The following is a 26,308-nucleotide window of genomic DNA, read 5'->3' as shown; positions in this document are numbered from 1 at the left end:
GACCTCAATTTTGCTGCTCAGCCGGCCCCAGATGGGCTGCGTCGATCACGAACTGTGCCAACGCCCGGCCAAGGCAATCATGGACCTGTTTCGCCAGCTCTGGCCCGCGGGACGGGCTGAACAGGTCGAACTGACCCTGATCGTTCCACTGCCGCATGATCGCGAAACGGTCGAACAGCGGGATGTCATGCTCCTGCGCCACCACCCGCATATTGTCGAGATAGGGCGGCACCGAGATCATGGTTTCGGTACGCGGGCTGTACTGCAAGTTCATCAACACGACGTCAGCCCCTGCTTTTTGCAACGCGGAAACCCCTTCGGTCACCGCCCCGCGAAAATCATCGGGATCAATCGCTCGGATAGCATCCACAGTCCCGGTCTGCCAGATGACCAAAGTAGGCCTTTTTGCTTCCATCAGCTTAACGAAGGTGGCGGCCGCCTCCTCGGCCGTCTTCTTGCTCTGTATTTCTACGGAGACGTGCACGGTCTCCGACGGCAGCAGCCTGTCCTGCAGGATGGCCTGCATGCGCGCCGGATAGGAGCTGTCCTCCGAAGCCGGAATCGTGGTCGAACGGCTGCCGATGACCAGGATTTCGAGCGGTTTGCCGGCCTTGATGGCATCGGCGACCCTCGGAAGCTGGCTGTCAGTGGTGAGTAGATAGGATGGCAATTCGCAGGCCGGGGGCGCGGCCGGAGCAGCCTGCACGGCATCGCCCGCGCGCGCCAGGGGCGCGGCGAGGTTGCCGCACAGCAGGACCAGGCTCAGGAGAACCTTCGCCTTCATCAGCCCCCTCCCGCCAGATCGGCGTTGCCGACGGCGTTTTTGGTTTTCGCACCGCTCTTGTCAGCCACGCGCTTGTACCACGAAATCACCCAGGCCACGCCCCACATGATCAGGATTCCGGAGAGACTAATCAGCGCATGCATGGCTGCGCCGCCGGAGACTTCGGCCAGGATGAAATGGCCGGCGAAGGCGAGGAAGACGCCGAGACAAAAGATCTCCAGGGAATGCTGGCCGCAGAGGATCAGCGGCCGCAGCCAAGGCGATTTCAGGCCCGGCCATTCCCGGGGCAGGAAGCGAACGGTGAGTGCGGCGAACGCCAGGAAATGCGTGAAGCGCAGCACGTCGAGATCGGCCTTGTCGATCGGATACATCCACTGCTCGAGCCGCCTCGGCATGAAGTGGGAGAGCTGCGGCACATACCAGGTCAGCGTCACGTAGAACGCCGCGACCAGATAGGCGATCGATATCCACATCGTGACGCGGGACGCCAGGATGCGCGACATCCGTCGCGCACCTCCGAGCGCACACCATGCACCGAATACGAAAAGCAATTGCCAGGCGAAGGGATTGAACGCCCAGAAGCCGTTCGGATAGGCCGACAGATAGAGGTCGTATTCCCAGGTCACTTCGTAGAGCACGACCGAGAGACCGAGCGTCACGTCGGGCCGCCATTTCATCAGCCACAAGATCAAGGGCAGCGCCAGCATCAGCACGATGTAGAGCGGCAGCACGTCCATGTTGACCGGACGAAAACGCAGCAGCAGCGCCTGCACGATCGTGACATCGGGCTGCTTGAGGAAATCCATGATGCCCATCTCTTCGGTGTAGAGCGGGTTCTCGAACCTGGTCGCAACGTAGGAGATTTCGGCGAGGAAGATCGTGAACAGAAAGACGTGCGCGACATAGATCTGCCAGACGCGCCGCAGGATGCGCGCGGTGGCGACGACGAAGCCGCTTTCGAGCATGGCACGACCGTAGACGAACGCCGCAGTGTAGCCGGAGATGAAGATGAAGATCTCGGTGGCGTCGCTGAAGCCGTAATTGCGGATCGTGAACCAGGTCAAAAGGCTCGGCGGCAGATGGTCGACGAAGATCAGCCACAGCGCGAGTCCGCGGAACAGGTCGAGCCGGAGCTCGCGCTCGCCGATGGCGGGCAGCGTGATGGCCGGCGCGGCGGAGCACGGCTTCGCCTCCGCAGGTCTGGCCTCCGCAGGCTTGCCGGTTCCCGCGATCGTCGATCCCGTCACTTGGTCGGCAATGGTCATCGGGGCCCGAAACCCTTCCGCAAATCGCGACGTATCAAGGAGTGTACAGGTCCGGCCGTCGTCTCGCAAAGCGGCCGGATCACATTGGGTCTACTTCCTCGGCAATTCTGGCGGCACGATGTCGCCAAAACCGCCTGCGGGCGTTGGTTCCCGGCCGGGTTTTCGTTATGATGGCAGCCATGTATCGCGCCGTGACCCGCCAAATCGAAGTGACCGTCGAGCCGAACTTTGTTCCGGAGCAGTCGTCGGCCGACCGCTCCCGCTATTTCTGGTCCTACACCATCGTCATCACCAATTCCGGCGACGAAACTGTGCAGCTGAAGACGCGGCACTGGATCATCACCGATGCCACCGGCCGCCAGCAGGAGGTCAGGGGCGAGGGCGTCGTCGGCGAGCAGCCGACCCTGGCTCCCGGCGAGCGCTTCGAATACACCTCCGGCGTGCCGCTCGCGACCGCCTCGGGCTTCATGACCGGCCGCTACCAGATGGTCAGCGAAAGCGGCGAACGCTTCGAGATCGACGTACCGACGTTCTCGCTGGACAGCCCGGACAACAAGCGGGTGTTGAACTAGCGCGGCGCCGTGGGTGGGCAAAGGCGCAAAGCGCCGTGCCCACCATTCCGAGCGCGACGCATAAGATGGTGGACACGCTGCGCTTTGCCCACCCTACGACTGGATCGCCAGATCAAGTCGGGCGAGGATACCAAGTGTGTGGCGCGCAATGACGGAGGATGCGACCCCTACGCGTCTTCCACGCCCGCCTCGTGCGGCGTGAACTGGTACACCGACGAGCAGAACTCGCAGGTCACGACGACCTTGTCGTCCTTGACCATGGCAGCGCGGTCGTCGGGCGAGAAGCTCTTCAGCATCGCACCAACCGCGTCGCGCGAGCAGGAGCATTGCGCCTTCAGCACCAGCGGATTGAACACACGCACGCCGCGCTCGTGGAACAGGCGGAACAGCAGCCGCTCGCCGGAGAGTTCGGGGTCGATCAGCTCGACGTCCTCGACGGTCTCGACCAGCGAACGCGCCTCGACCCAGGCGTCGTCTTCGGCGACAGCATGCACCTCCGCGCCTTCGGGCGCATCGCCGGGATGCAAATCGGCCTGCCGCGCGCGCTCGGGCGCCTTCGGCAGGAACTGCATCAGCATGCCGCCGGCGCGCCAGCGATGCTTGCCGCCGTCGTTCGAGCGCCACTCCTCGCCGACCGCGAGACGCACGCGCGTCGGGATCTGCTCGGAGCGCAGGAAATATTCGTGGGCGGCATCTTCCAGGCCGCCGCCGTTGAGCGCGACCAGACCCTGGTAGCGGCTCATGTCGGGACCCTGGTCGATGGTCATGGCGAGATGACCGTTGCCGAGGAGCGTGCCGGAATCTTTTGTCTCGCCGAGGCGCTCGGCATCGTAGCGCGCATAGGCGCGCAGGCGATCCGGCGCCATGTAGTCGACGACCAGGAACGACACCGGACCGTCGGTCTGGGCCTGGAGGATGAAGCGGCCCTCGAACTTCAGCGCCGAGCCGAGCAGCGTCGTCAGCACGATGGCCTCGCCGAGCAGCTTGCCCACGGCAGCGGGATAATCGTGCTTGGTCAGGATCTCGTCGAGCGCGGGACCGAGCCGCACCAGGCGGCCGCGCACGTCGAGTGCGTCCACCTCGTAAGGCAGCACAGCGTCATCGATGGGAACCGCTGATGGTGCGCGAACCGGGCCTTCAGGCCCGGTATTCATGTCAGGGGATTGGGAAACCATGGCGCTTTATCTGGGGTCGATGGAGGAAAATGGAAGAGGGCTCAAGGGGCGCGTGTTCCGGATGCACCTATGATCGCACAGGATCCTGCAAATTCGATGTCGTCCCGGGGCGCGCAAAGCGCTGATACGGGACCCATAGCCACAGGATTACGCGATAGCCCGCGTAGCCCGGATGGAGCGCAGCGCAATCCGGGACCACTCCAACTGCGGACACAAACCCGGATTTCGCCGGCTCCATCCGGGCTACAAGTGAGATTACTTCACCGCGTCAAAGCACCAGGCCAGAATGCCCTTCTGCGCATGCAGGCGGTTTTCGGCCTCGTCGAACACGACCGATTGCGGGCCGTCGATCACTTCGTCGGTGACTTCCTCGCCGCGATGGGCGGGCAGGCAATGCATGAACAGCGCATCGGGCTTGGCCAGCGACATCAGCTTCGAATTGACCTGATAGGGCTTGAGCACGTTGTGACGGTGCTCGCCTTCCTTGTCGCCCATCGACACCCAGGTGTCGGTGACGACGCAGTCGGCCCCCTTCACGGCGGCCTCGGGATCGGTGCCGAGCACGATCGGCGCGCCGGTAGCCTTGATGAAGTCCCGCATCACCTTTTTCGGCGCGAGCTCCGGCGGCGTCGCGACATTGAGCTTGAACTTGAAACGCTCGGCGGCATGCGCCCAGGACGCCAGCACATTGTTGTCGTCGCCGGTCCAGGCCACCGTCCTGCCCTCGATCGGGCCGCGATGCTCTTCGTAGGTCATGAGGTCGGCCATCACCTGGCAAGGATGCGAGCGCCGTGTCAGGCCGTTGATGACGGGCACCGTCGCATATTCCGCCAGCTCCAGCAGGGCCTCGTGATTGAGGATGCGGATCATGATGGCGTCGACATAGCGCGACAGCACGCGCGCTGTGTCGGCGATGGTCTCGCCGCGGCCGAGCTGCATCTCGGCGCCGGTCAGCATGATCGGCTCGCCACCGAGCTGGCGCATGGCGACGTCGAACGAAACGCGGGTGCGCGTGGACGGACGCTCGAAGATCATCGCCAGCGTCTTGCCTTCCAGCGGCTTCACCGGCTGGTGCGCTTTCTGCTTTGCCTTCATGGCGGAGGAGGCCGCGAGCATGCTCTTGAGCTCCGACAACGGGAGCTCGTTGATATCCAGAAAGTGCTTCGGAGACTTGCTCATCAGCTTGCCGCCCGCTTGGTCTGACTGGACGAGATCGCGGCGCAGGCGCGCTCGAGCCGCCCGACGCTGTCCTCGATCTCGGCTTCGGTGACGATCAAGGGCGGCAGGAAGCGCACGACATTGTCGCCGGCGCCGACCGTGAGCAATTTTTCGTTGCGCAATGCCGCGCCGAGATCGCCTGACGGCACCACGGCCTTGATGCCGATCAGAAGGCCTTCGCCACGCACTTCGCTGACGATGTCGGGATAACGATCGATCACGGAGGCGAGCTTCTGCTTGAGCAGCAGCGACATCTTCTGCACGTGGTCGAAGAAGCCGGGCTTGAGCATGACGTCGAGCACGGCGTTGGCAGCCGAGATCGCGAGCGGATTGCCGCCGAAGGTCGAGCCGTGCGAGCCGGGCCCCATGCCCGCAGCCGCGTCCGCGGTCGCCAGCACCGCGCCGATCGGGAAGCCGCCACCGAGCGCTTTGGCCAGCGACATCACGTCAGGCGTGACGCCGGTGCGGCGATGCGCGAACAGATCGCCGGTGCGGCCCATGCCGGTCTGCACCTCGTCGAACGCGAGCAGCAGGCCCTTCTCGTCGCAGAGCTGGCGCAACGCCCTCAGGAAGGCGGGCGTTGCCGAACGTACGCCGCCCTCGCCCTGGATCGGCTCGATCAGGATGCCGGCGGTCTGCGGACCGATCGCCTTCTTGACGGCTTCGATATCGCCATGCGGGACCTGGTCGAAGCCGTCCATCGGCGGGCCGAACCCTTCGAGATATTTTGCCGAACCGGTCGCGGCGAGCGTTGCCAGCGTGCGGCCGTGGAAGGCGCCTTCGAAGGTGATGATGCGGTAACGCTCCGGATGCCCCTTGGAGAAGTGATGATGGCGGACCAGCTTGATCACACCTTCCAGCGCTTCAGCGCCGGAATTGCAGAAGAACACGAAGTCCGCGAAGCTTTCATCGCACAGACGCGCGGCAAGCTTCTCGCCGTCCGGGCTCTGGAACAGGTTCGACATGTGCCAGAGTTTGGTGGCCTGCTCCTGCAACGCCTTGACCAACGCAGGATGAGCATGGCCGAGCGCATTCACCGCCACGCCCGAGGTGAAATCGAGATAGCGATCGCCATTGGTCGCAATCAGCCAGCAGCCTTCACCGCGCTCGAAACCGAGGTCGGACCTGGCGAAAACGGGGAGCAAATGCGGCGCTGCGCTGTTAGTCATGACGATCACTTGAATGTTGCGGACGGCGTGAGCGTGCATTGCGCAACGCACCATCGACCGGCCCGGAAAACGAAACGTGCCGCCTTTTAAGGGCGGCACGTGTGACTATCTTATGCCTGATGAAACCGGTGTCAATGCCGCCCGGAAAGCCTCGCGAAACCCAGAATCCGTAGTCTTGCGGTGGCGATTTTGCGTATTTCCGCCACGGAACATGTGGAAGCGAGTCGGCGGACTCTTGCGCGTGAGTCACGCCATATTGTAGCGTTTGGCTTGTCAGATACGACATCTCGTGCAGCAGTTCTGATCCCAAGAGTCCTCATGTACCGGCGTAAGCGTTCGGGCGCATCTGGCGCGCCCGGCGAGCCTTAAGGGATTCTGGCGGCACGGGTTTTTCGAGGCTTAGGCATTCGCCGTGCGGCCGCCAGGATGGCAGGCGCCGGCGAAGGAAAGGGTGCAATGACCGTTTTGACCTGGTCGGATGATCGCGTCGAGCAGCTGAAAAAGCTCTGGGAGGCCGGACTTTCGGCCAGCCAGATCGCCGCTGAACTCGGCAATGTGACCCGCAATGCCGTAATCGGCAAAGTGCACCGGCTCGGCCTGTCGGGCCGCGCCAAGAGCCCTTCATCGGCAGCGCCGCGGCCGCGCAAGGCGCGCCCCGCCCAGCACATGATGCGGGTGACCCGCCCGATCGCACGCGGCAACACCGCGCTGGCGCAAGCCTTCGAAGTCGAGGTCGAGGCCGAACCGGTCACCTACGACAACGTCGTGCCGATGAGCCAGCGGCTGTCTCTGCTGGAGCTGAACGAGGCCACCTGCCACTGGCCGGTCGGCGACCCCTCGAGCCCGGATTTCTTCTTCTGCGGCGGCAAGGCGCTCTCCGGCCTGCCCTACTGCGCCCAGCACTCGCGCGTGGCGTATCAGCCCGCGGCGGATCGCCGGCGTGCACCGGCGAAGCCGGGTCCGCGCTGAGTACAGCTCCAGCAGACAACCTTGTCCCGGCACAGAGCCGGGACGATCGAGCAAGAAAAAAAGCGCGCCGGGTGGCGCGCTTTTTGTTTGCCGGCTTGCAGCGGACCTTACGCCTGCTCCGCCTTCGCAAAGCGATCGTCCAGTGCGTAGCCCGCGCCGCGGACGGTGCGGATCGGGTCCTGCTCGCGACCGAGATTGAGCAGCTTGCGCAGGCGGCCGATATGGACGTCGACGGTGCGCTCGTCGATGTAGATGTCACGGCCCCAGACGCTGTCGAGCAGCTGCTCGCGCGAGAACACGCGGCCGGGATGCTCCAGAAAGAACTCCAGCAGGCGATATTCGGTCGGGCCGAGATCGATCGGCCGGCCCGAACGCGCCACGCGGCGCTTGTCGCGGTCGAGTTCGATGTCGCCATAGGCGAGCACGGTGGCGAGCCGCTCCGGGCTGGCGCGCCTGAGCAGGCCCTTCACGCGTGCCAGCAGCTCCGGCACCGAGAACGGCTTGACGATGTAGTCGTCGGCGCCGGTCGCAAGACCCCGCACCCGCTCACTCTCCTCGCCGCGCGCGGTGAGCATGATGATCGGAAGCTGCTTGGTCTCGGGCCGGGTGCGCAGCCGCCGGCACAGCTCGATGCCGGAGAGGCCCGGCAGCATCCAGTCGAGCACGATCAAATCGGGGATGTGCTCCTTGAGGCGGGTGTCGGCGTCGTCGCCGCGCATCACCGTCTCGACGTCATAGCCGTCGCCTTCGAGGTTGTAGCGGAGAAGCTCGGTGAGAGCTTCCTCGTCCTCAACCACCATAATGCGTGCGCCCATGGTGTCGTCGCTCCTTAAGTGTTCGGGACCGTCGTGGCGAAGGTCGTCATGTCGCCCTTCGGCCGCTTGTCGGTGATCGCCTGGCCCTCGATCATGTAGAACACGGTCTCGGCAATGTTGGTGGCGTGGTCACCGATGCGCTCAATGTTCTTGGCGCAGAACATCAGGTGGATGCAGAACGAGATGTTGCGCGGATCCTCCATCATGTAGGTGAGCAGCTCGCGGAACAGCGAGGTGCAGATGGCGTCGACTTCCTCGTCGCCCTTCCACACCGCCATCGCCGCCGGTAGATCGTGCGCGGCATAGGCATCCAGCACCGACTTGACCTGCTGCTGCACGAGATCGGTCATGTGCTCCAGGCCGCGGAACAGCTTGAGCGGATGGAAATCCGTCTCCAGCGCCGCGACGCGCTTGCCCATGTTCTTGGCGAGGTCGCCGATCCGCTCGAGATCGGTCGCGACGCGCATGGCGCCGACGATCTCGCGCAGATCGACCGCCATCGGCTGGCGGCGCGCGATGGTGAGCACGGCGCGCTCCTCGATCTTCTTCTGAAGCGCGTCGAGATCGGCGTCGATGGTGACGACGCGCTGGCCGAGCGCGACGTCGCGGCGGATCAGCGCGTCGACGGAATCGACGATCATGCGCTCGGCGATGCCTCCCATCTCGGCGACCAGGCGCGTGAGCTCCTGGAGGTCGGTGTCGAAGGCCTTTGCGGTATGTTCAGAACCCATGTTCCGTCTCCTCAGCCGAACCGGCCGGTGATGTAATCCTGCGTGCGCCGGTCGGTCGGCGACGTGAAGATCTTGCTGGTGTCGTCGAACTCGATCAGCTCGCCGAGATACATGAAGGCGGTCTTGTCGGAGACGCGCGCCGCCTGCTGCATGTTGTGGGTGACGATCGCGATCGTGTAGTTCTCGGACAGCTCCTGGATCAGCTCCTCGACCTTGGCGGTCGAGATCGGGTCGAGCGCCGAGCAGGGCTCGTCGAACAGGATCACCTCGGGCCGCACCGCGACCGTGCGGGCGATGCAGAGGCGCTGCTGCTGGCCGCCGGAGAGCGACAGGCCGGAGGCGTTGAGCTTGTCCTTGACCTCGTTCCACAGCGCGCCACCGCGCAGCGCCTTTTCGACGCGGTCGTCCATCTCGGACTTCGAGATCTTCTCATAGAGACGGATGCCGAAGGCGATGTTCTCGTAGATCGTCATCGGGAACGGCGTCGGCTTCTGGAACACCATGCCGACGCGGGCGCGCAGCAGATTGAGGTCCAGCTTGGGGTCGAGGATGTTGGTCTGGTCGAGCATCAGCTGACCGGTGACGCGCTGGCCCGGATAGAGATCGTACATCCGGTTGAAGATGCGCAGCAGGGTGGACTTGCCGCAGCCCGACGGGCCGATGAACGCCGTGACTCGGTTGGTCCCGAGCGCCAGATTGATGTTCTTCAGCGCGTGGTGCTCGCCATAATAGAAGTTCAGGTTGCGCACCGTCACCTTGGCCGGGGCCTCGGGCAACACCGGCGCCTGCGGCAAACCACCGGCCGCGCTCATCGATACGGAAAGCTCACTCATTTTGCGGTCCTCTCGGCGCCAAGGATGCGCGCGCCAATGTTCAGGGCAAGCACGGTAATCGTGATCAGCAGCGCGCCGCTCCAGGCGAGCTGCTTCCAATAGGCGTAGGGGCTCTGGACAAAGTTGTTGATGGTGACCGGCAGGTTCGCCATCGTCTTGTTCAGGCCGAGGCTGAAGAACTGGTTCGACAGCGCAGTAAAGAGCAGCGGCGCGGTCTCGCCGGCGACGCGGGCGGTCGCGAGCAGCACGCCGGTGATGAGGCCGGAACGGGCGGCACGATAAGCGATGCGCTTGATCACCAGCGAGCGCGGCAGGCCGAGCGCGGACGCCGCCTCACGCAGCGCGTTCGGCACCAGCAGCAACATGTCCTCGGTAGTGCGCAGCACCACCGGGATGACGATGACCGCGAGCGCGAGCGCGCCTGCGATCGCCGAGAAGCCGCGCATCGGCACCACCACCGCACCATAGATGAACAGGCCGATGATGATCGAGGGCGCCGACAGGAGGATGTCGTTGATGAAGCGGATCACCGAGGTCAGGCGATCGTTGCGGCCGTACTCGGCAAGATAGGTGCCGGCAAACAGGCCGAGCGGCGCGCCGATACCGACGCCGAGCACGGTCATGATGATCGAACCGACGATGGCGTTGCGCAGGCCGCCTTCGGTCGAGCCCGGAGGCGGAGTGTCCGCGACAAAGATCTCCAGGTTCAGACCGGCGATGCCGTTGTAGAGCAGCGTGATCAGGATCAGCGCAAGCCAGGTGACGCCGAAGGCGGCGGCGGCCATGCAGAGACCGCGAACGACGATGTCCTTGCGGCGGCGGCGTGAATAGATCGGGTTCATGGCGCTAGTTCCCCGCCTTCTTTTCCAGCCGCATCAGCATCAGCCGCGCCGCTGCGAGCACGAAGAACGTCAGCACGAACAGCAGCAGGCCGAGCAGGATCAGGCCGGACTGGTGCAGGCCGTCGCTCTCGGCGAACTCGGATGCGATCGCCGCCGAGATCGTGGTGCCCGGGGCAAAGATCGAGGAGGAAATGCGGAACGAGTTGCCGATGATGAAGGTCACGGCCATGGTCTCGCCGAGCGCGCGGCCCAGCGCCAGCATGACGCCACCGATGACGCCGACGCGGGTGTAGGGGATCACCACGCTGCGGACGACTTCCCAGGTGGTGCAGCCGACGCCGTAAGCGGCTTCCTTCAGCACCGGCGGCACCGTCTTGAACACGTCGACCGAGATCGAGGTGATGAAGGGCAGCACCATGATCGCGAGGATCAGCGCGGCGTTGAACAGGCTGAGATAGGACGGGGGACCTGCGAAGATGGCGCCCAGCACGGGGACGCCGTCGAAGATCTTGATCATGAAGGGCTGGAAGGTGTTGGCAAGGAACGGGCCCAGCACGAAGAAGCCCCACATGCCGTAGATGATCGAGGGGATGCCGGCGAGCAGCTCGATCGCCATGCCGATCGGGCGGCGCAGCCATTGCGGACAGAGTTCGGTGAGGAAGATCGCAATGCCGAGACCCACGGGAATGGCGATCAGCATCGCGATGAAGGAGGTCACGAGGGTGCCGTACATCGGTCCGAGCGCGCCGAGCACCGGCGGATCGGCGGACGGCGCCCAGCGCTGCGTCCACAGGAAGGAGAGGCCGTATTCCTTCATCGCCGGGAAGGCGCCGACGATCAGCGAAATGATGATGCCGCCGAGGATGAGCAGCACCGAGATCGCGGAGAGCCGCGTGATCCAGTAGAAGGTGACGTCGCCGAGCTTGAAGGCGCTCAAGGCCTTGGCGCGGTCATAAGGTCCGGCGTCGTCGATTACATCGCTCTGAACGGCCATCTCTGCCACGCCGATCCCCTGTGCCCGTTTGATATACGCTTGTTGTCGGTCTTGTTGTTGGTCTTACGCTCCGGATGCGGCGCGAGGCCGATCCGGAGCGGAGGTCTTGTGAGATCCCGGCGCCCAGTCCGGGACAAGAGCGCTTAGCTCTTGATCTCGGCAGCCCAGGTCTTCTCGATCAGCTGGACGACCGGGTCCGGCATCGGGATGTAGTCGAGTTCTTCAGCCGCCTTGCCGCCGCTCTTGAAGGCCCAGCGGAAGAACTTGATGGCTTCCTGCGAGGCTGCCTTGTCGGTGGCATCCTTGTGCATGAGGATGAAGGTCGCCGCCGTGATCGGCCAGGACTTGTCGCCGGGCTGGTCGGTCAGGATGACGTAGTAGCCGGGAGCCTTGGCCCAGTCGGCGTTGGACGCGGCGGCCTGGAAGGCTTCGACGGTCGGCTGCACCGGCTTGCCGGCCTTGTTGACGAGACCGGTGTAGGTCAGCTTGTTCTGCTTGGCATAGGCGTACTCGACGTAGCCGATCGAGTTCTTGGTCTGGCTGATGTTGCCCGACACGCCTTCGTTGCCCTTGGCGCCGACGCCGACCGGCCACTCGACCGCGGTGCCCTCGCCGACCTTGCTCTTCCAGTCCGCGCTGGCCTTGGACAGATAGTTGGTGAAGTTGAAGGTGGTGCCCGAACCATCCGAGCGGCGGACCACGGTGATCGCGTCCGACGGCAGCTTCACGTTCGGATTGAGCTTCTTGATCGCGGCGTCGTCCCACTTGGTAATCTTGCCGAGATAGATGCTTGCCAGGGTCTCGCCATCGAACACCAGCTCGCCGGGCTTCACGCCCTCGATGTTGACGACCGGAACGATGGCGCCCATCACCATCGGCCACTGGACGAGGCCGTCCTTCTCGAGCTGCTCGGCCTTGAGCGGCGCGTCGCTGGCGCCGAAGGTCACGGTCTTGGCCTGGATCTGCTTGATGCCGCCGCCGGAGCCGATCGACTGGTAGTTCAGACCGTTGCCGGTCTCCTTCTTGTAGGCGTCGGCCCACTTGGAATAGATCGGGAACGGGAACGTCGCACCGGCACCCGTAATGTCGGCAGCAAAGGCCGCCGTCGCCGATGCGGCGACCAAGCCGGCAGCGACGATCGTTTTGATGAAATTCATGGTGGTCTCCATACAGGGGAGCGAAGCGCCATCCGCGCCCGATCGCGCTCCCCGTGCCGCCCCTTTAGGAGCGGTCGGCTGTGCTTTTACGAAGGTTTCGTGACAGCTGGATGACACATCCAAGCAATTGAAATCGCTTGAATATCAGGTTGAAGCCGCCGTCTTCGCCTGGGGAAAACAGGCCGTGAAAACGGCGCCCTGCTTGGGCACGCTCTCGATCAAAAGCCGGCCGCGATGGCGGTTAAGAATATGTTTCACCAGCGATAATCCGAGCCCCGTCCCGCCCTGCGAGCGGCTGTCGCCGACGTCGACCCGGTAGAACCGCTCGGTCAGTCGCGGCAGGTGCTCGGGCGCGATGCCGGGGCCGAAATCGCGGACCATGACCCGGATTTCCTGAGTTCCATCAGTGGCTGCTGCCGCGGCCAGCGACACGATGACACGTCCGCCCGACGCCCCGTATTTGAGCGCGTTCTCGATCAGGTTCTCGAACAGGCGGAGCAATTCCTCGCGGTCGCCCGCGATCATCACGGGCGTTTCGGGCAGATGGGTTTCGACCTCGACCTGGCGCTCCCGCGCCAGCGGCTCGAGCCCGTCGGCGACCTGGAAGATGATCGGCAGCAGGTCGACCAGGGTGTCGGGCCGCACATGGGCCGACAGCTCGACCCGCGACAGCGAGAGCAGATCGTCGATCAGGCGCGCCATCCGGGTCGCCTGGTTGTGCATGATGCCGAGGAACCGCTCGCGCGCCTTGGGATCGTCCTTGGCCTGGCCCTGGAGCGTGTCGATGAAGCCCGACAGCGCGGCAAGCGGCGTGCGCAGCTCGTGGCTGGCATTGGCGACGAAGTCCGCGCGCATCTCCTCGACCCGGCGCAGCGGCGTCTGGTCGTGGAAGGTCATCAGCATGCATTTGTCGGCGCCGCCGAAGGAGGTCGGCACCGGCACCGGCGTGATGATCAGCTCCATCCAGCGATCGACCGGGACATGGTCGAGATAGGTCGCGCGCCGCGGCTCGGTGGTGGCGATCGATTCACGCAGCGCGGTGATGATCTCCGGCGAGCGCAGCGCGAACTGGGCGAGCTCGTTCTTGCGCAGCGCCGGCGCCAGCTGGGCGGCGGCGGCATTGAGATGGATGACGCGCCCGGCGCGGTCGAGCAGCACGGCCGGATCCGGCATGCCAGCGACGACCGCGGCCACCGCCGCGCTCTCGACCGGGTTGACGCGGCGGGTGTCGTCGCGCGAGGCGGCATTGTCGTGCAGCCGCCAGGGGATCAGCGCCGCGGCCGCGATGCAGAGGAACACCGTCGCCGCCCGCATCACCGACAATTCGCCGAGCGAGACCACCACCGACAGCGCCAGCGCCGCGGCGATCAGGATAACGGTCGAGTGCCGCAGCCGGTCGGACCAGGGCTGCGCCGAGGGAGAAGATGGGGCGTCGATCGCCATCGGGGCGGGCTTCTCCTAAGGGGATGCGCCGGTCAGGCGCCGCTGTCGCTGCGCTCTCTCACATAGGCGGCTTCACGCGCCGGGCCGGGGTCGAGCTTGAGCGCCGCCTGCTGCAAGCGCTTCGATCGAGCGCCGATTATAACCTCGCGAAACGTCAGCAAGATTACAGATATGACGAAGGGGGAGAGATAATAGAGGACGCGGAACAGGAGCATGCCACCCAGCAGTTCCTCGCGATCCATCTGCCAGAGGCCGACCAGCATGGCGGCATCGAACACGCCGAGCCCGCCCGGCGAGTGGCTGGCGAAACCGAGCAGCGTCGCCGAGACGAAGATCACCGCCACCACGACGAAGCCGAGATTGGGCTCGTCCGGGACCAGCACGTACATCGCGAGCGCACAGAAGCCGAGATCGATGATGCCGATGGCGATCTGGAGCAGCGTCAGCGGGCCGCCCGGCAGCACCACGGTCCAGGGCCCGCGGCCGACCACCCGCGGCTGGGTCCAGACCCAGACCACATAGGCGACCAGCCCCACGATGATCATCATCGCCAGCATCCGGTTCAGCCAGGGCGGAAGCTGGTCGATCGAGGCTGCGGCTTCCGGATGGTAGGAGATGCCGAGGCCGAGCACCGCGGCATTGCCGAGCCAGAAGGTCAGGCCGGCGAGAAAGCAGATCTTTGCGACGTCGATCGCGTTCAGGCCATAGGCCGAATAGATGCGGTAGCGCACCGCGCCGCCGGTGAAGACGCTGGCGCCGACATTGTGGCCGATCGAATAGCTGGTGAAGGCGGCGAGCGCATTGATGCGGTAGGGCACATGGGTGTGGCCAATCGCGCGCACCGCGAACAGATCGTAGAAGGTCAGGGTGAAATAGCCCGCGGCCACGAACAGCGCAGCCATCGCAATCTGGCTCGGCTCGGTGCTCTTGATCGCTTCGAGGACCTCGTTGACGTCGATGCCCCGCAGCATGTGGTAGAGCACATAGCAAGCGATGCCGATGACCGCGACGCTGATCACAACTCCAAGCTTATGCAGGACTTGCTTCTGGCGCAGAAACGTCATCGCCCTGCGTATGGCTTCCAGCATCTAGACCTCGAACAACGCTTCAGCGGCCGGGGTGGCCGGCGGACAGGCGGACGACGCACAGGCATTCAACGAACCCTTGCCGCCGGCTCCGGCATCGCGCATGCCCCATGCCCTTCCACTAGCGCGTTTTGCGGCGGAGTGGAATTCAGCAATTCGAACAAATACTCGTGCCTTCAATATTTTAGGCAGGGTTGCGAGCTCCTGATGCACGGATTGGCGCTTTCGGCGGCAAGACTGACGCGAATCTCCATGGCAATCCTGCGCAGTCGCCATGAAGTTTTGATGATTTCGACCGCACAATGTTCCGTCACGACTTAAGCCGACGTCAATCTATGGGCCGACCCCGCCTGGTGAAAGAGGGGTGACTGGCGCTGTTGTTCAGGGATTTCAGGTGGGCCGAAAGGCCGCGGCCTCGGAGGCGGTCCGATTCCGTCCCGGATCAGCGCCACGCGGAAGTAACGGCGGCTACGATTTCGTCGGTACCGGGAAAGTGGCCCTTGCTGCGGCTGGCTACGATCCTGTCGCCGACCTTGACCTGGAAGATCCCACCCTTGGCGGGCACGAGAGACGGCTCCAGCGTCAGATGCTGCCGCAGCGCAGCAGCGGCGTCCTTGGCGCGCTTCTCGTAGCCGCAGGGGCGGCAATAGATGATGGTCACATCAGCCATCTCGCCCGCCTTCAGGCAGCGCGCTGCTGGCGCACGGCTTCGATGCCGGCGATCCAGCCTGCGACGGAGCGGCCGATCGCCTCGGGGTGATCCTCCTGGAGGAAGTGCAGGCCGGGTCCGAGGCGGACCAATGCGCAGTGCTTCAGCGAGGCTGCGAACCGCTCGGCGAATTCGGGCGCGACGAGCGCACCGGGCGTGCCCGAGAACAACAGCTTCGGATAGGACGATGCAGCGAGCGCGGCATGCGCGGATTGGAGCGTCTCGTAGACGTCGGCAGGCTCGCCTGCGATCGGCAGTTCGCGGGGGAAGGCGAGAACGGGCCGGCGGCTCTCCGGCGTGGGGAATGGCGCACGGTAAGGCGCCAGCTCGTCCTCGCCGAGCTTGCGGACGATGCCACCGGGCAGCACGCGCTCGACGAACGCGTTCGCCTCGAGGATCATCGCTTCGCCCTCGCCCGGCGTCCTGAATTTGCGGAACGCCGCCCTCGCCGCCTCGGCGTGGTCCTGCTCCTCCGCGACCTCGGTGTGGTGAAAGTCCTGCCAGGTCGGCATCGGGCGGATGAACTCCATGAAGGCAAGGCCGCGCACGAAATCCGGCCGGCGCGCGGCGAGATGGAACGCGAGCGCGGTGCCCCAGTCCTGCGCGACAAGATAGGCCGATTTAATGCCGCGCTGTTCGATGAATGCATCGAGATAGCGGACGTGGTCGACGAAGCGATAGCCGATGTCGGGCTTGCCGGATTGGCCGAAGCCGACGAGATCGGGCGCGATGCAATGTGCGACCGGCGCTACAAGCGGCAGAATGTTGCGCCAGATATGCGACGACGTCGGGTTGCCGTGCAGGAACAGGGCAGCGGGCGCATCGCGATCTCCCCCCTCGCGATAGGCCATCGTGCTTCCCAGCACAGACGCTTGGAGAATCTCGATTCCAGTTGGCTTGCTCATGTCAGCTCCCTGAAGACGGTTTGAAAGGCGATGGTCTTGAAACGTTCGAGGGCGTTGGGATTGCGGTCGACCTTCATGCGCAGGATCGCGCCTTGCCAGGACGCGAGCAGGAAATCGGCAAGCTCTTCGGGCGCGAATTCGGATGCGATCTCGCGGCACGTCTGGGCGTCCCTGATGCAGGCGGCGAACGGCGCGCGCCATTCGGCGAAGATTTCGGCGAGACGCGCGCGCAGCATTTCGCTGCTGGCTGACGCCTCCAGGCTGAGATCACCGATCAGGCAGCCGCGGCCATAGCCGTCGGCCTCGAGCCGGCCGGTGATGATGTCGAGATAGCGGCGCAGCCGCGCGCGCGGGGTCAGCGAGGTGTCGTCGAGCGCTTCCGCGACCAGTCCCCTCGTGGTCTCGAAGTAGCGGTCGAGCACCTCGGAGGCGAACACCTCTTTGGAGCGAAAATGGTTGGTGAAGGACCCCTGCGGCGCGCCTGCCGCAGCGGTGACGTCGCGCACGCTGGTGCCGTGATAGCCGGTCCTGAACATGACCTTCAGGCCGGCATCGAGGATGGCGTCTTTGAGTGAGGGCTTTGGCATGAGAAAAACAATATGCACGTACGTATTAAAGTCAAGTGCATTCTGATCGTTCGGCAATTTGCTTGCCGATCAGGCCGTTATCGCAAGGTTGGATCGAAAGGTACCCTCTCCTCGACCCTCCCCGCAAGGGGGAGGGAGCGAGAGAGCGATGGCCGCCTCACCCAAATCACCCGAACCAAACTTTCCGGTGCGTCGCGGCGGCGACTGTCGATCTTTCACCGAGCCCAAGGGCTCAGGCCGCCGGCTGGCTCCGCGAGACCACCCTGTCGCGCAGCCAGGCGCCGATGGTGCAGCCGACGAGGTAGCAGGCGAACATGACCAGCCCGAGATCGAGCCAATAGCCGAAGCGGCCGGGCACCGCATGTGTGAAGGAGGCTGCGACCAGGGCGACGGCAAGCAAGGCGAGCCAGCGCGCGGCCACCTTCGAAGTGCCGTTGCCGCGCTGGACCACCGAGATCCAGCCCATGCAAAAGCCCAGCAGCAGCGAGCCGATCAGCCAGCCCAGATGGAACGAGACGAGATAGGGCATCGTCACCTCACCAGAAATTCGATGCGGCGGTTCTGCGCCTTGCCTTCGTCGGTGTCATTGCCGGCGAGGGGCTGCGTCGCGCCATAGCCGACCGGAGTGAAGCGGGTGGCCGGCAGCCCGGCCTTGACCAGATAGTCGATCACAGCCTGCGCACGCTTCTCCGAGAGAGCCTGGTTGAAGGAGTCCTCACCGTCGGCATCGGTGTGGCCGGCCACCTCGATATTGGTGGTGGGGCAGCGCAGCGCCGTCTCGATCAGGTGGTCGAGAATACCGGCGGAATCCGGGTCGATGTCGGCGCGTTTCGTTGCGAAGCGGATCTTGCCCTTGTTCAGGAGCTCCGAGAACAATTGCTGGCAGACCGTCCCATCGACCGGGCCCGCGGCGGGCTTCACCGTAATCTCCGGCTTGTACTGCCAGTTCTTCGGGAAGTCCTTGCCGAGGCCTGCGCGGATGTCGTTGGCGGCCCCCTCGTAGAGCGCATCGCCCGACAGCTTCACTTCGCGATCGGACACCACGAGCGTACCGGTCGACAGCCGCGACAACGCGCCGAGCGCTGCAACCACGGCAGTGTTGAAGGAGCCGGGTGCGCCGACGCTGGCCTTGAGATTGTCGACGACCTTTTCGGTGAAGAATTTTCGCGAGGCACTCGTTGCAATGGCCGCGTGCACGCTGTTGTCGGGCACGTAGCCGGTCAGCGTCACGGTCGCGGCGACCGGATCCTTGTAGGCCTGGAAGATGTAGGGCGGCGCCTTGACATCGTTGGCGGCGACCGAAAAGCCCTCGGGCAGGTTCTTGAGCGCGGCCGCGATCGCCTCACGGCCGCCGAGGTCGCGCGCCATGCCCGACAGATTGACCTTGGTGTCTGATATCGTGATCTTGCCGTCCTTGAGCTTGCCGATCTGGTCGAGCAGCAGCATCGCGGCCGCCTCGAACCGCGGCGGCGCGCCGCGCGCGAGGCCCATCTGATCGGCGACCTCGGTCCCGCTGACCTCCTTGCGCGCGGCCTCGGTCAGGCGCGCCTTCATCGATGGCAGGGGCGCGGAGCCGGACAGCGTCACCCGCACCACGTCACGCTCGGCATTCCAGACGAAGGGCGTTGCTTCGGGAACAAGGCGGGTCCGGTCGTCGACCAGACGCACGCCCGGAACGAGCTCGACCGCCATCACGGCATCGCGGCGCCCCTCCTCGGAAAAGGCGTCCGCGGCCAAGCTAACGTCCCGGCCGTCCACCGCGATCCGGGTCTTGTCCAGAACGGTCTCCTTGAGCGCCGCCGAGCTGCGGGCGGACAGGTCCGCCTCGACCGGCAAGGTATTATTCCAGGCCGCAAATCCCCACATGACGGCCAGGGGGATCAGCCCTGGCCACCATTTGCTGGCCCACCTGAAAAGCTTCTGCATTCAACGACCCGAACTCTGGAACCGGAGACAAAACAAACCCTTGGCGGGCTGTCAAACCGGAAATGATGCCCTTCCGAAGGCCATGCGTCGACAATTGGAATAACTTTTTCTTCAAGGGTTCTTCCGTAAGTTGAAAGTGGAATGCCAGAGTTCGCCAGCCGGTCATGAAACAACTCCGAAACAACGTCATCCGCGCCGGGCTCGGGGCACTCTATTTCAGCGGGGCGCACCACCTGTTGCGCCCGCTCTTGTCGGGCGTCGGCGCCATTTTCATGCTGCACCACGTGCGGCCGGCCCGCGAGGCCGCGTTCCAGCCGAACCGGCACCTCGAAGTCACCCCCGATTTCCTGCGCGCCACGCTGAGCCATTTGCGCTCGCGCGGGATCGACATCGTCAGCATGGACGAGCTGCATGAGCGGCTGGTGCAGGGCCGGTTCACCCGCCCCTTCGCCGCCTTCACCCTCGACGACGGGTACCGCGACAATCTCGAATTCGCGCTGCCGGTTCTGCGCGAATTTGACGCGCCCTTGGCCGTCTATGTCGCGAGCGAGTTTGCCGAGGGCACCGGACGTCTGTGGTGGACCGCGCTGGAAACCGTCATCGCCAAGACCGAACAGATCGACATCCAGATCGGCAATTCCGCGCTGCGGCTGGACGCAACGACCCCCGCTGCAAAACAAATGGCGTTCGACCGCCTGCACGATTGGCTGCGCGCGCTACCGGGCGAACATGATCTCAAGCGCGAGATCGAGGCGCTCTGCGCCAGATACGACGTCGACATGGCCGCGCTGTGCCGCAGCCTGTGCCTGTCCTGGGACGAGGTGAAGGCATTTGCCGCCGATCCGCTGGTCACGATCGGCGCGCACACCATCAGCCATTGCAATCTCGCCAGGCAGAACGAGGGGATCGCCGCACAGGAGATGGCGGTAAGCCGCGCGCGGATCGAGCAGGCGCTGGGCCGTACCGTGCTGCACTTCGCCTACCCCTATGGCGACCGCGAAGCGGCGGGCGAACGCGAATTCGCTCTCGCCGCATCGGCCGGCTTCAAGACCGCGGTGACGACCCGGCCCGGCATGCTGTTCGCAGAAAATGCCGGCCACATGACCGCGCTGCCGCGCGTCTCGCTCAACGGCAATTACCAGGACGCGCGAATTCTGCCGGTGCTGACCTCTGGCGCCGCGACCGCGATGTGGAACGGCTTTCGCCGGATCGCCGCGGCCTGATCCATCACTCAGACCTCATCCTGAGAACCGCTCCGTAAGAGCGACGGCGGAGATTGACTCCCCTCTCCGCCGCGCTCAAAACGTCGCCAACCAAGGGAGGCACCATGTTCAACGATCTGTTCTCGCTCAAAGGCCGTGTCGCGCTCGTGACCGGCGGGTCGCGTGGCATCGGCAAGATGATCGCGGCGGGCTTCCTCGCGCAAGGCGCGGCGAAGGTCTACATCACCGCGCGCAAGGCCGGGCCGTGCGAGGCGACGGCGAAAGAGCTCTCCACCCAATATGACGGCGAATGCATCGCGCTGCCGATCGATATCTCGACCATCGAAGGCTGCGACAGGCTGGCCTCCGAAATCATCAAGCTGGAGCCGAAGCTCGACATCCTCGTCAACAATGCGGGTGCGGCCTGGGGCGCGGAGTTCGACGAATTCCCGGAGAGCGGCTGGGACAAGGTGATGGACCTCAACGTCAAGTCGCTGTTCTTCCTGACCAAGGCGCTGGCAAAGCCGCTGCGCGCGGCGGCGTCGCACGAGCGGCCGGCCAAGGTGATCAACATCGCCTCGGTCGACGGCATCTTCGTCAATCCGAGCGAGACCTATTCCTACGCCGCCAGCAAGGCCGCCGTGATCCATCTGACGCGGCGCATGGCGACGAAGCTGATCAAGGACAACATCAACGTCACCGCGATCGCGCCGGGCGCGTTCAAGTCCGACATGAACCGCGCCGCGCGCGACCATGCGGACGAGGTCGCCAAGCGCATTCCGGCGCGGCGTATCGGAACCGATGAGGACATGGCCGGTGTGGCGATCTACCTCGCCTCGCGCGCGGGTGATTACGTGGTCGGCAACACCATCGCGGTGGATGGCGGCGTGGTGTATGCGAATGCCGGGCTGGAGATCGCGGGGTAGGCCCTCGCCTCACACCCCACTGTCATGCCCCGGCTTGACCGGGGCATCCAGTACGCCGCGGCCTCTCGGCTAAAGCACAGCCGTCTCTGGAATACTGGATCACCCGCTCCAGTGCGCAATTGCGCACAAGGCGGGTGATGACAGCATTCGTGTGGCGCGAGCGTTCGTCCCGCTTACGACTCGATCTTCACGTACTCGAAATCGCCGGGCTTGTTGTCGATGCCGACCTTCGGCGGCGAGATCCAGGAGGCGAACTTGCCGGTCTCGGTGACGGGCTGCATCAGCGAGGTGATGAAGTCGCCGTCGGCGGTCGAGGGCAGCCAATCGTCCCTGCGCTTGGCCCAGGTGGCATCATCGATCAAAATGCCGTCGGGCGTGGCATGCACGTCCTTGAACTCGCCGATGTGGCGGTGGAAGGCGACGTTCGGCAGCGTCAGCTTGAAATCGTAGCCGGCGGTGGAGATCACCTTATTCCAGCGCAGCATGCCCTTGACGCAATCCTGGCTGTAATCATCGCGCAGGCGCATGTTGAGCGCGGTCAGCGCCGGCTCGTCGACCAGCTTGATCTCGCCGTTGATGAGCTTGAGCACCGGATAGGTCGAGTTCTTGAGCTGGTGATCGTCGTCGATCTGGGTCTCGTGATAACGGCCCTTGATTCCGGTGTTGAAGGCGTTGGCCGCGTTGGTCGATACTTCCGAGCCGAACAGGTCGAGCGACAGCGTATAGTGCAGGTTCAACTTCTTCTGGATCGTCGGCAGGTCGATCACGCCGAGCGCACGAACCTTTGCGATGTCGGTGGGATCGGTGATGCCGGCTTCGCGCATCGCGTCACAGGTGCGCTGCACGACGCGGGTGATGCCGGTCTCGCCGACGAACATGTGGTGCGCTTCTTCCGTCAGCATGAAACGGCAGGTGCGCGACAGGGGATCGAAGCCCGACTGCGCGAGCGAGTGCAGCTGCATCTTGCCGTCGCGGTCGGTGAAGTAGGTGAACATGAAGAAGGACAGCCAGTCCGGCGTCGCCTCGTTGAAGGCACCCAGCATGCGCGGCGCATCGGCATCGCCCGAGCGGCGGCGCAGCAAGTCATCCGCTTCCTCGCGGCCGTCACGGCCAAAGTACTTCTGGAGCAGGTAGACCATCGCCCAGAGATGGCGGCCTTCCTCGACGTTGACCTGGAACAGGTTGCGCATGTCGTAGAGCGAGGGCGCGGTCTTGCCGAGATGGCGCTGCTGCTCGACGGAAGCCGGCTCGGTGTCGCCCTGGATCACGATCAGGCGGCGCAGCATGGCGCGATATTCACCGGGGACTTCCTGCCAGGCCGGCTCGCCATAATGCTCGCCGAACGGCACGACGCGGTTTTCTTCCTGCGGCGCAAGCAGGATACCCCAGCGATATTCGGGCATGCGGACGTAGTCGAACTTGGCCCAGCCGCGCGGATCGACGGAATAGGCGGTGCGCAAGTAGACGAGCGACTCCTGGAAACCCTCGGGGCCCATGTCGCTCCACCAGTCCATGTAGCCGGGATGCCAGCCTTCCAGGGCTTTGAGCACCTGGCGGTCTTCGGCGAGATTCACGTTGTTCGGAATCTTGGTCGAGTAGTCGACGTTCATGATGTTCATGTTCATGGCCGTGCTCCTTGATCTGTCTCGTGTCCCGGACGCAGTGCGGCGCGAAGTGCTGCACTGCTGAGCCGGGACCTATTCTTTGGTCCTGTGAGTTCCGGTTCTGCGTCGCATCACTTCGTGCTGCGCCGCGCCCGGGACACGCGAGTGGCTACACCCGCGTCATATCGAATTTCGGCTTCTGGCCGCTGCCGTAGCGGCGCAGTGCGCCTTCCTCGCCGACCGCGTTCGGGCGCTGGAATATCCAGTTCTGCCATGCGGTGAGGCGCGCGAAGATTTTCGATTCCATCGTCTCGGGGCCGACGAAGCGCAGGCTGGCTTCCATACCGGTGAGGCTGTCGGGCGAGAAGCTGGCGCGCTCCTCCAGGAACACACGGACCTCATCGTCCCAATCGATGTCGTCGAGCGCGAAGGTGACGAGGCCGAGTTCTTCCGCCTGCTCGGCGTCGAGCGCGGTGCCCATGGTGGCTTCCGCACGCTCGACGTCGGACGGATCGGCCTGGAAGCGCGATTCCAGCCGGGTCAGGCCGTGGCTCATCGGATACGGACCGAAATTCATCGCGGAGAGTTCGATCGACGGCGGTGGACGGTTGTCGCCCTGGCGCGTGCCGATCAGCATGTAGGAGCGGTCGGCGGCGAAGACGAGCTCGGCGAGCGTGCCGGCAAAGCAGGAGCCGGGCTCGACCAGCGTCACCAGCGTGCGCGAGGTGACGTCGATGCGCTTCAGCACGCGCTTCCAGTAGTGCCTGATTTCGTTGACCAGCCAGTGCGCCTTGTTGGCTTCGAGGAAGGCATCGGATGCCAGCACATGGGCGCGGTCGCCATGGCTCTTGAAGACGAGCATCGCGATATCGAGCTCGTTGATGCGCAGATGCAGGATGGCGTCGTCGAGCTCGCGCGCGACCTGGAGCGGCCAGAACGAAGGCCCCTGCGCCATCATGGCATCGATGTCGGCCGGCGGCGCGGCCTCGGGCGCCTTGATCGAGATGGTGGCGATGCGCGCCGTACGATCGATGTCGACGCTGACAAAACCGTAGCGGATGCTGGTCTCGTCGATGACCCGCTTGAGCGGCGTCAACGCGATGCCCTTGCCGCTGCCCTTGCGCTTCGATTGGCCTGCGAACTCCTTGGCGCGCTCGGCGATCTTGGCCTCGAGCTTCGAGTTCGGCGCGATCTCGTCGACGAGACGCCACTGCACGGCGCGCTTGCCCTTCACGCCTTCCTCGATGGTGCAGAAGAAATCGGCGTGGTCGCGGCGCACCTTGCGCTTGTCGACGACGCGGGTGAGGCCGCCGGTGCCCGGCAGCACCGCGAGCAGCGGCACTTCCGGCAGAGCAACGGCCGACGAGCCGTCATCGGCGAGGATGATGTGGTCGGTCGCGAGCGCCAGCTCATAACCGCCGCCGGCGGCCGAGCCGTTCACCACCGTGATGAAGCGCTGGCCGGAATTCTCCGACGAGTCTTCCATGCCGTTGCGGGTCTCGTTGGTGAATTTGCAGAAGTTCACCTTATGGGCATGGGTCGAGCCCGCGAGCATGCGGATGTTGGCGCCGGCGCAGAACACGCGGTTCTTGGCCGAACGCATCACCACGACCTTCACCTCGGGGTGCTCGAAGCGCAGCCGCTGGACGACGTCCGCCAGCTCGATGTCGACCCCGAGATCGTAGGAGTTGAGCTTGAGCAGATAGCCCTCGAACAGGCCGCCATTCTCGTCGACATCCATGGTCAGGGTGGCGACGTCGCCATCGACCGCGAGCTTCCAGTGCTTGTAGCGGGACGGTTCGGTCTGGAAATCGATGAATGTCGCGCCGCCTGCGAGGCGCCGATCTTCCCCGGCCATGGGCCACCCTTGAGCTTGATTATGCGTTTTGGTTGTAGCGTTAGATGCACAATAGTGCATCTTTTCGAACGCGTCTAGCCCTTAACGGTTGCTGCATGCACTTTGTTTCATGAGGCCTATCGAGACCGCACAATGGCGCCGAGGGTGATCCAGTCCGCCTTGGAGAGCTGGGGACGGCCCAGCTTGGCCTGGAGCAGAGCCGTCAGCGCCGGAATGGGGAAGCTCTCGACAAAGCCGTCGCCGCCCGCGGCCGCCTTGCGCGAGTTCAGCGCCCGCAACTCTGCCTGCGCGTCGCCGAACAGGCGTGCGGCCGAATGCAGCCGCTGCATGCGCAGTCGCAAATTGGCATTGGCGATGTGAATGCAGGCGCGCAGCAGAATGCGCTCGCGGCCGCCTTGCGGGGCTGCGGCCCAGACCGCTTCCAGCACCTCCTGCGATTCCCAGAAATAGCCGCGGTCGTTGAGCGCGAGCCCGTAGCGCAGCGCCGGATGGCGCGCCGGCACGTAGCCGCGGAACGCCGGGGGCACCAGCGCCTTGGCCAAATCAAGCGTCTCGTAGTCCGCGTCGACCCCGCCGGTCTCGCCCGGCACATAGGCCCATCGCGGCCACGGCAACGGGCCGCTCGCATCCGAAGGCACATTCATACATGTGCCTCCGCAGGATCATGCGGCGCGTCCTTGAAGTCCCTGATCGTCGCGCAGGGCCGCTCTTGCAAATTGCTCAATCGCGTCAAGCGTCGCCCCCGGCGCTTCACGATGCGGGGAATGTCCCGCGTCTGAAATAATTTTCAAATCTACCGGACAATAACACTCTTCCTGCGCAATATCGACCTGTCGCAGTGTCCCATATTGGTCGTCCTTGCCCTGCACGACCAGGATGGGAACGCGGATGTAGGCGAGATATTCCGAGATGTCCCAGTCGCGGAATTTCGGATCGAGCCAGGCGCGGTTCCAGCCATAGAAGGCATTGTCGACATCCTTGTGCCAGCGCGCCAGCTTTGCCTTGAGGTCGGTGGTCTCGAAGGTCGACTTGATCGCCGCGATGGATTTCACCGAGATGTCCTCGACGATGAAATGCGGCGCCATCAGCACGAGGCCGTTCAAGCGGTGATCCTGATGCGCACCGGCATAGATCGTCGCGATCGAGGCGCCGTCGGAATGGCCGAGCAGGAGGCCGCGCTTGAAGGAAATCGCGTCGAGGATCTTCGGCAGCACATCCAGCGCCTCGCGCTGCATGTAATCGAGCGGCCGCGGCAGCGTGACCGGACTCGACTGGCCGTAGCCCGCGCGCGAATAGACGAAGATGCCGGCGCCGGTGGCTTGCTGCAGCTTCTCGGGCAAGTCGCCCCACAGGCCGACGGAGCCGAGGCCTTCGTGCAGCATGACAATGGTCGGTGCATCGGCGTCCTGCGGGGCAAGCCATTTGTATTCGAGGCTGGCGCTGCCGATGCTGAGGAAGCCGGTGGGGGTGAGGTTGGTCATGTGCATTCTTCTTTCAGCGATCGGACAAGATGCTTCCGCGATCTCAGTCGTTCCCTCC

26 protein-coding genes are annotated in these 26,308 nt (G+C 64.5%); 4 read left to right on the top strand and 22 right to left on the bottom strand.

The annotated features are described in order from the left end of the window. Window positions 1-4 precede the first annotated feature (4 nt). Both BJ6T_RS05510 and BJ6T_RS05505 read right to left on the bottom strand, forming a co-directional pair. Complete coding sequence (locus BJ6T_RS05510) at window positions 5-784, bottom strand: SGNH/GDSL hydrolase family protein (protein WP_014491307.1); 780 nt, start codon at window positions 782-784, stop codon at window positions 5-7. Beyond that, on the bottom strand, window positions 784-2,049 hold the full coding sequence (locus BJ6T_RS05505) for an OpgC domain-containing protein (RefSeq protein ID WP_014491306.1): 1,266 nt from the start codon (window positions 2,047-2,049) through the stop codon (window positions 784-786). Before BJ6T_RS05505 ends, BJ6T_RS05510 begins: the two co-directional genes overlap by 1 nt. A 179-nt stretch (window positions 2,050-2,228) precedes the next feature. Here BJ6T_RS05505 and apaG point away from each other — a divergent pair, with 179 nt between their 5' ends. Continuing rightward, window positions 2,229-2,621, top strand: coding sequence for a Co2+/Mg2+ efflux facilitator ApaG/CorD (gene apaG, locus BJ6T_RS05500; protein WP_014491305.1), 393 nt, complete (start codon window positions 2,229-2,231; stop codon window positions 2,619-2,621). 167 nt (window positions 2,622-2,788) lie between these two features. On the opposite strand, the gene BJ6T_RS05495 is transcribed toward apaG, so the two are convergent. The 3 genes from BJ6T_RS05495 to BJ6T_RS05485 all read right to left on the bottom strand — a co-directional run bounded on the left by BJ6T_RS05495 (window position 2,789) and on the right by BJ6T_RS05485 (window position 6,183). Beyond that, entirely contained in the window at window positions 2,789-3,796 is a 1,008-nt protein-coding gene (locus tag BJ6T_RS05495; RefSeq protein ID WP_028169970.1) for an Hsp33 family molecular chaperone, read from the bottom strand. A 255-nt stretch (window positions 3,797-4,051) separates the two neighbouring features. Next, window positions 4,052-4,975: an ornithine carbamoyltransferase gene (gene argF / locus BJ6T_RS05490; protein ID WP_014491303.1), complete on the bottom strand. Its 924-nt coding sequence runs from the start codon at window positions 4,973-4,975 to the stop codon at window positions 4,052-4,054. Then, on the bottom strand, window positions 4,975-6,183 hold the full coding sequence (locus BJ6T_RS05485) for an aspartate aminotransferase family protein (protein ID WP_028169969.1): 1,209 nt from the start codon (window positions 6,181-6,183) through the stop codon (window positions 4,975-4,977). The genes argF and BJ6T_RS05485 overlap by 1 nt, the downstream gene beginning before the upstream one ends. Window positions 6,184-6,639: 456 nt before the next feature. Between BJ6T_RS05485 and BJ6T_RS05480 the strand changes: the two genes are divergently transcribed. Next, on the top strand, window positions 6,640-7,152 hold the full coding sequence (locus BJ6T_RS05480; RefSeq protein ID WP_014491301.1) for a GcrA family cell cycle regulator: 513 nt from the start codon (window positions 6,640-6,642) through the stop codon (window positions 7,150-7,152). Window positions 7,153-7,259: 107 nt separating this feature from the next. On the opposite strand, the gene phoB is transcribed toward BJ6T_RS05480, so the two are convergent. From phoB to BJ6T_RS05415, 13 genes are all read right to left on the bottom strand, one after another. Next, entirely contained in the window at window positions 7,260-7,967 is a 708-nt protein-coding gene (gene phoB / locus BJ6T_RS05475; RefSeq protein WP_014491300.1) for a phosphate regulon transcriptional regulator PhoB, read from the bottom strand. A 14-nt stretch (window positions 7,968-7,981) separates the two neighbouring features. Beyond that, window positions 7,982-8,698: a phosphate signaling complex protein PhoU gene (phoU, locus tag BJ6T_RS05470; RefSeq protein WP_014491299.1), complete on the bottom strand. Its 717-nt coding sequence runs from the start codon at window positions 8,696-8,698 to the stop codon at window positions 7,982-7,984. Window positions 8,699-8,709: 11 nt separating this feature from the next. Then, window positions 8,710-9,531, bottom strand: coding sequence for a phosphate ABC transporter ATP-binding protein PstB (pstB, locus tag BJ6T_RS05465; protein ID WP_014491298.1), 822 nt, complete (start codon window positions 9,529-9,531; stop codon window positions 8,710-8,712). Then, window positions 9,528-10,373 carry a phosphate ABC transporter permease PstA gene (gene pstA / locus BJ6T_RS05460; RefSeq protein ID WP_014491297.1) on the bottom strand — a complete coding sequence of 282 codons (846 nt, stop codon included), beginning with the start codon at window positions 10,371-10,373 and terminating at the stop codon, window positions 9,528-9,530. Before pstA ends, pstB begins: the two co-directional genes overlap by 4 nt. Window positions 10,374-10,377: 4 nt before the next feature. Further along, entirely contained in the window at window positions 10,378-11,367 is a 990-nt protein-coding gene (gene pstC, locus BJ6T_RS05455) for a phosphate ABC transporter permease subunit PstC (RefSeq protein ID WP_028148027.1), read from the bottom strand. Between the two features lie 143 nt (window positions 11,368-11,510). After that, a complete protein-coding gene (pstS, locus tag BJ6T_RS05450) occupies window positions 11,511-12,524 on the bottom strand; it encodes a phosphate ABC transporter substrate-binding protein PstS (RefSeq protein WP_014491295.1) in 1,014 nt (337 codons plus the stop codon). A gap of 144 nt (window positions 12,525-12,668) precedes the next feature. Next, complete coding sequence (locus BJ6T_RS05445; protein ID WP_014491294.1) at window positions 12,669-13,967, bottom strand: ATP-binding protein; 1,299 nt, start codon at window positions 13,965-13,967, stop codon at window positions 12,669-12,671. A gap of 32 nt (window positions 13,968-13,999) precedes the next feature. Continuing rightward, a complete protein-coding gene (locus tag BJ6T_RS05440) occupies window positions 14,000-15,055 on the bottom strand; it encodes a lysylphosphatidylglycerol synthase domain-containing protein (protein WP_014491293.1) in 1,056 nt (351 codons plus the stop codon). Window positions 15,056-15,494: 439 nt separating this feature from the next. Further along, window positions 15,495-15,722: an Rdx family protein gene (locus BJ6T_RS05435; protein ID WP_014491292.1), complete on the bottom strand. Its 228-nt coding sequence runs from the start codon at window positions 15,720-15,722 to the stop codon at window positions 15,495-15,497. Window positions 15,723-15,733: 11 nt separating this feature from the next. Continuing rightward, entirely contained in the window at window positions 15,734-16,666 is a 933-nt protein-coding gene (locus tag BJ6T_RS05430; protein ID WP_028169968.1) for a haloalkane dehalogenase, read from the bottom strand. After that, entirely contained in the window at window positions 16,663-17,253 is a 591-nt protein-coding gene (locus BJ6T_RS05425) for a TetR/AcrR family transcriptional regulator (protein WP_014491290.1), read from the bottom strand. The genes BJ6T_RS05430 and BJ6T_RS05425 overlap by 4 nt, the downstream gene beginning before the upstream one ends. 232 nt (window positions 17,254-17,485) lie before the next feature. Continuing rightward, the gene (locus tag BJ6T_RS05420) at window positions 17,486-17,782 is read right to left on the bottom strand and encodes a hypothetical protein (RefSeq protein ID WP_014491289.1); all 297 of its coding nucleotides are present in this window, start codon (window positions 17,780-17,782) and stop codon (window positions 17,486-17,488) included. A gap of 2 nt (window positions 17,783-17,784) precedes the next feature. After that, entirely contained in the window at window positions 17,785-19,179 is a 1,395-nt protein-coding gene (locus tag BJ6T_RS05415; RefSeq protein WP_014491288.1) for an OmpA family protein, read from the bottom strand. 164 nt (window positions 19,180-19,343) lie between these two features. Here BJ6T_RS05415 and BJ6T_RS05410 point away from each other — a divergent pair, with 164 nt between their 5' ends. Both BJ6T_RS05410 and BJ6T_RS05405 read left to right on the top strand, forming a co-directional pair. Further along, entirely contained in the window at window positions 19,344-20,402 is a 1,059-nt protein-coding gene (locus BJ6T_RS05410; RefSeq protein ID WP_014491287.1) for a polysaccharide deacetylase family protein, read from the top strand. Between the two features lie 104 nt (window positions 20,403-20,506). Continuing rightward, window positions 20,507-21,307, top strand: coding sequence for an SDR family oxidoreductase (locus tag BJ6T_RS05405; RefSeq protein WP_014491286.1), 801 nt, complete (start codon window positions 20,507-20,509; stop codon window positions 21,305-21,307). 173 nt (window positions 21,308-21,480) lie between these two features. Here the strand turns inward: BJ6T_RS05405 and boxB are convergent, their stop codons facing one another. The 4 genes from boxB to BJ6T_RS05385 form a co-directional block, all read right to left on the bottom strand. Further along, window positions 21,481-22,932 (bottom strand): benzoyl-CoA 2,3-epoxidase subunit BoxB, encoded by a 1,452-nt coding sequence (gene boxB / locus BJ6T_RS05400; RefSeq protein WP_014491285.1) that lies wholly within the window; start codon window positions 22,930-22,932, stop codon window positions 21,481-21,483. A 148-nt stretch (window positions 22,933-23,080) separates the two neighbouring features. Further along, window positions 23,081-24,769 (bottom strand): 2,3-epoxybenzoyl-CoA dihydrolase, encoded by a 1,689-nt coding sequence (gene boxC / locus BJ6T_RS05395; protein WP_014491284.1) that lies wholly within the window; start codon window positions 24,767-24,769, stop codon window positions 23,081-23,083. Between the two features lie 116 nt (window positions 24,770-24,885). Beyond that, entirely contained in the window at window positions 24,886-25,413 is a 528-nt protein-coding gene (locus BJ6T_RS05390; RefSeq protein ID WP_014491283.1) for a DUF309 domain-containing protein, read from the bottom strand. 18 nt (window positions 25,414-25,431) lie between these two features. Beyond that, window positions 25,432-26,250, bottom strand: coding sequence for an alpha/beta fold hydrolase (locus BJ6T_RS05385; RefSeq protein ID WP_028169967.1), 819 nt, complete (start codon window positions 26,248-26,250; stop codon window positions 25,432-25,434). Window positions 26,251-26,308: the final 58 nt, after the last annotated feature.

Source organism: Bradyrhizobium japonicum USDA 6, from assembly GCF_000284375.1.
GTDB lineage: Bacteria > Pseudomonadota > Alphaproteobacteria > Rhizobiales > Xanthobacteraceae > Bradyrhizobium > Bradyrhizobium japonicum.
The sequence above is the reverse complement of the archived record's forward strand: the minus strand, read 5'-3'. Positions and strand labels throughout refer to the sequence as shown.

Excerpts from the sequence above, each read along its gene's own strand:
- phoU (WP_014491299.1), bottom strand. The coding sequence starts at position 8,698 with ATGGGTTCTGAACATACCGCAAAGGCCTTCGACACCGACCTCCAGGAG.
- BJ6T_RS05495 (WP_028169970.1), bottom strand. The coding sequence starts at position 3,796 with ATGGTTTCCCAATCCCCTGACATGAATACCGGGCCTGAAGGCCCGGTT.
- BJ6T_RS05505 (WP_014491306.1), bottom strand. The coding sequence starts at position 2,049 with ATGACCATTGCCGACCAAGTGACGGGATCGACGATCGCGGGAACCGGC.
- pstC (WP_028148027.1), bottom strand. The coding sequence starts at position 11,367 with ATGGCCGTTCAGAGCGATGTAATCGACGACGCCGGACCTTATGACCGC.
- BJ6T_RS05435 (WP_014491292.1), bottom strand. The coding sequence starts at position 15,722 with ATGGCTGATGTGACCATCATCTATTGCCGCCCCTGCGGCTACGAGAAG.
- pstA (WP_014491297.1), bottom strand. The coding sequence starts at position 10,373 with ATGAACCCGATCTATTCACGCCGCCGCCGCAAGGACATCGTCGTTCGC.
- BJ6T_RS05440 (WP_014491293.1), bottom strand. The coding sequence starts at position 15,055 with ATGCTGGAAGCCATACGCAGGGCGATGACGTTTCTGCGCCAGAAGCAA.
- boxB (WP_014491285.1), bottom strand. The coding sequence starts at position 22,932 with ATGAACATGAACATCATGAACGTCGACTACTCGACCAAGATTCCGAAC.
- BJ6T_RS05510 (WP_014491307.1), bottom strand. The coding sequence starts at position 784 with ATGAAGGCGAAGGTTCTCCTGAGCCTGGTCCTGCTGTGCGGCAACCTC.
- BJ6T_RS05425 (WP_014491290.1), bottom strand. The coding sequence starts at position 17,253 with ATGCCAAAGCCCTCACTCAAAGACGCCATCCTCGATGCCGGCCTGAAG.
- BJ6T_RS05410 (WP_014491287.1), top strand. The coding sequence starts at position 19,344 with ATGAAACAACTCCGAAACAACGTCATCCGCGCCGGGCTCGGGGCACTC.
- phoB (WP_014491300.1), bottom strand. The coding sequence starts at position 7,967 with ATGGGCGCACGCATTATGGTGGTTGAGGACGAGGAAGCTCTCACCGAG.
- boxC (WP_014491284.1), bottom strand. The coding sequence starts at position 24,769 with ATGGCCGGGGAAGATCGGCGCCTCGCAGGCGGCGCGACATTCATCGAT.
- BJ6T_RS05405 (WP_014491286.1), top strand. The coding sequence starts at position 20,507 with ATGTTCAACGATCTGTTCTCGCTCAAAGGCCGTGTCGCGCTCGTGACC.
- BJ6T_RS05445 (WP_014491294.1), bottom strand. The coding sequence starts at position 13,967 with ATGGCGATCGACGCCCCATCTTCTCCCTCGGCGCAGCCCTGGTCCGAC.
- BJ6T_RS05480 (WP_014491301.1), top strand. The coding sequence starts at position 6,640 with ATGACCGTTTTGACCTGGTCGGATGATCGCGTCGAGCAGCTGAAAAAG.
- apaG (WP_014491305.1), top strand. The coding sequence starts at position 2,229 with ATGTATCGCGCCGTGACCCGCCAAATCGAAGTGACCGTCGAGCCGAAC.
- BJ6T_RS05485 (WP_028169969.1), bottom strand. The coding sequence starts at position 6,183 with ATGACTAACAGCGCAGCGCCGCATTTGCTCCCCGTTTTCGCCAGGTCC.
- BJ6T_RS05415 (WP_014491288.1), bottom strand. The coding sequence starts at position 19,179 with ATGCAGAAGCTTTTCAGGTGGGCCAGCAAATGGTGGCCAGGGCTGATC.
- argF (WP_014491303.1), bottom strand. The coding sequence starts at position 4,975 with ATGAGCAAGTCTCCGAAGCACTTTCTGGATATCAACGAGCTCCCGTTG.
- pstB (WP_014491298.1), bottom strand. The coding sequence starts at position 9,531 with ATGAGTGAGCTTTCCGTATCGATGAGCGCGGCCGGTGGTTTGCCGCAG.
- BJ6T_RS05385 (WP_028169967.1), bottom strand. The coding sequence starts at position 26,250 with ATGACCAACCTCACCCCCACCGGCTTCCTCAGCATCGGCAGCGCCAGC.
- BJ6T_RS05420 (WP_014491289.1), bottom strand. The coding sequence starts at position 17,782 with ATGCCCTATCTCGTCTCGTTCCATCTGGGCTGGCTGATCGGCTCGCTG.
- pstS (WP_014491295.1), bottom strand. The coding sequence starts at position 12,524 with ATGAATTTCATCAAAACGATCGTCGCTGCCGGCTTGGTCGCCGCATCG.
- BJ6T_RS05430 (WP_028169968.1), bottom strand. The coding sequence starts at position 16,666 with ATGAGCAAGCCAACTGGAATCGAGATTCTCCAAGCGTCTGTGCTGGGA.
- BJ6T_RS05390 (WP_014491283.1), bottom strand. The coding sequence starts at position 25,413 with ATGAATGTGCCTTCGGATGCGAGCGGCCCGTTGCCGTGGCCGCGATGG.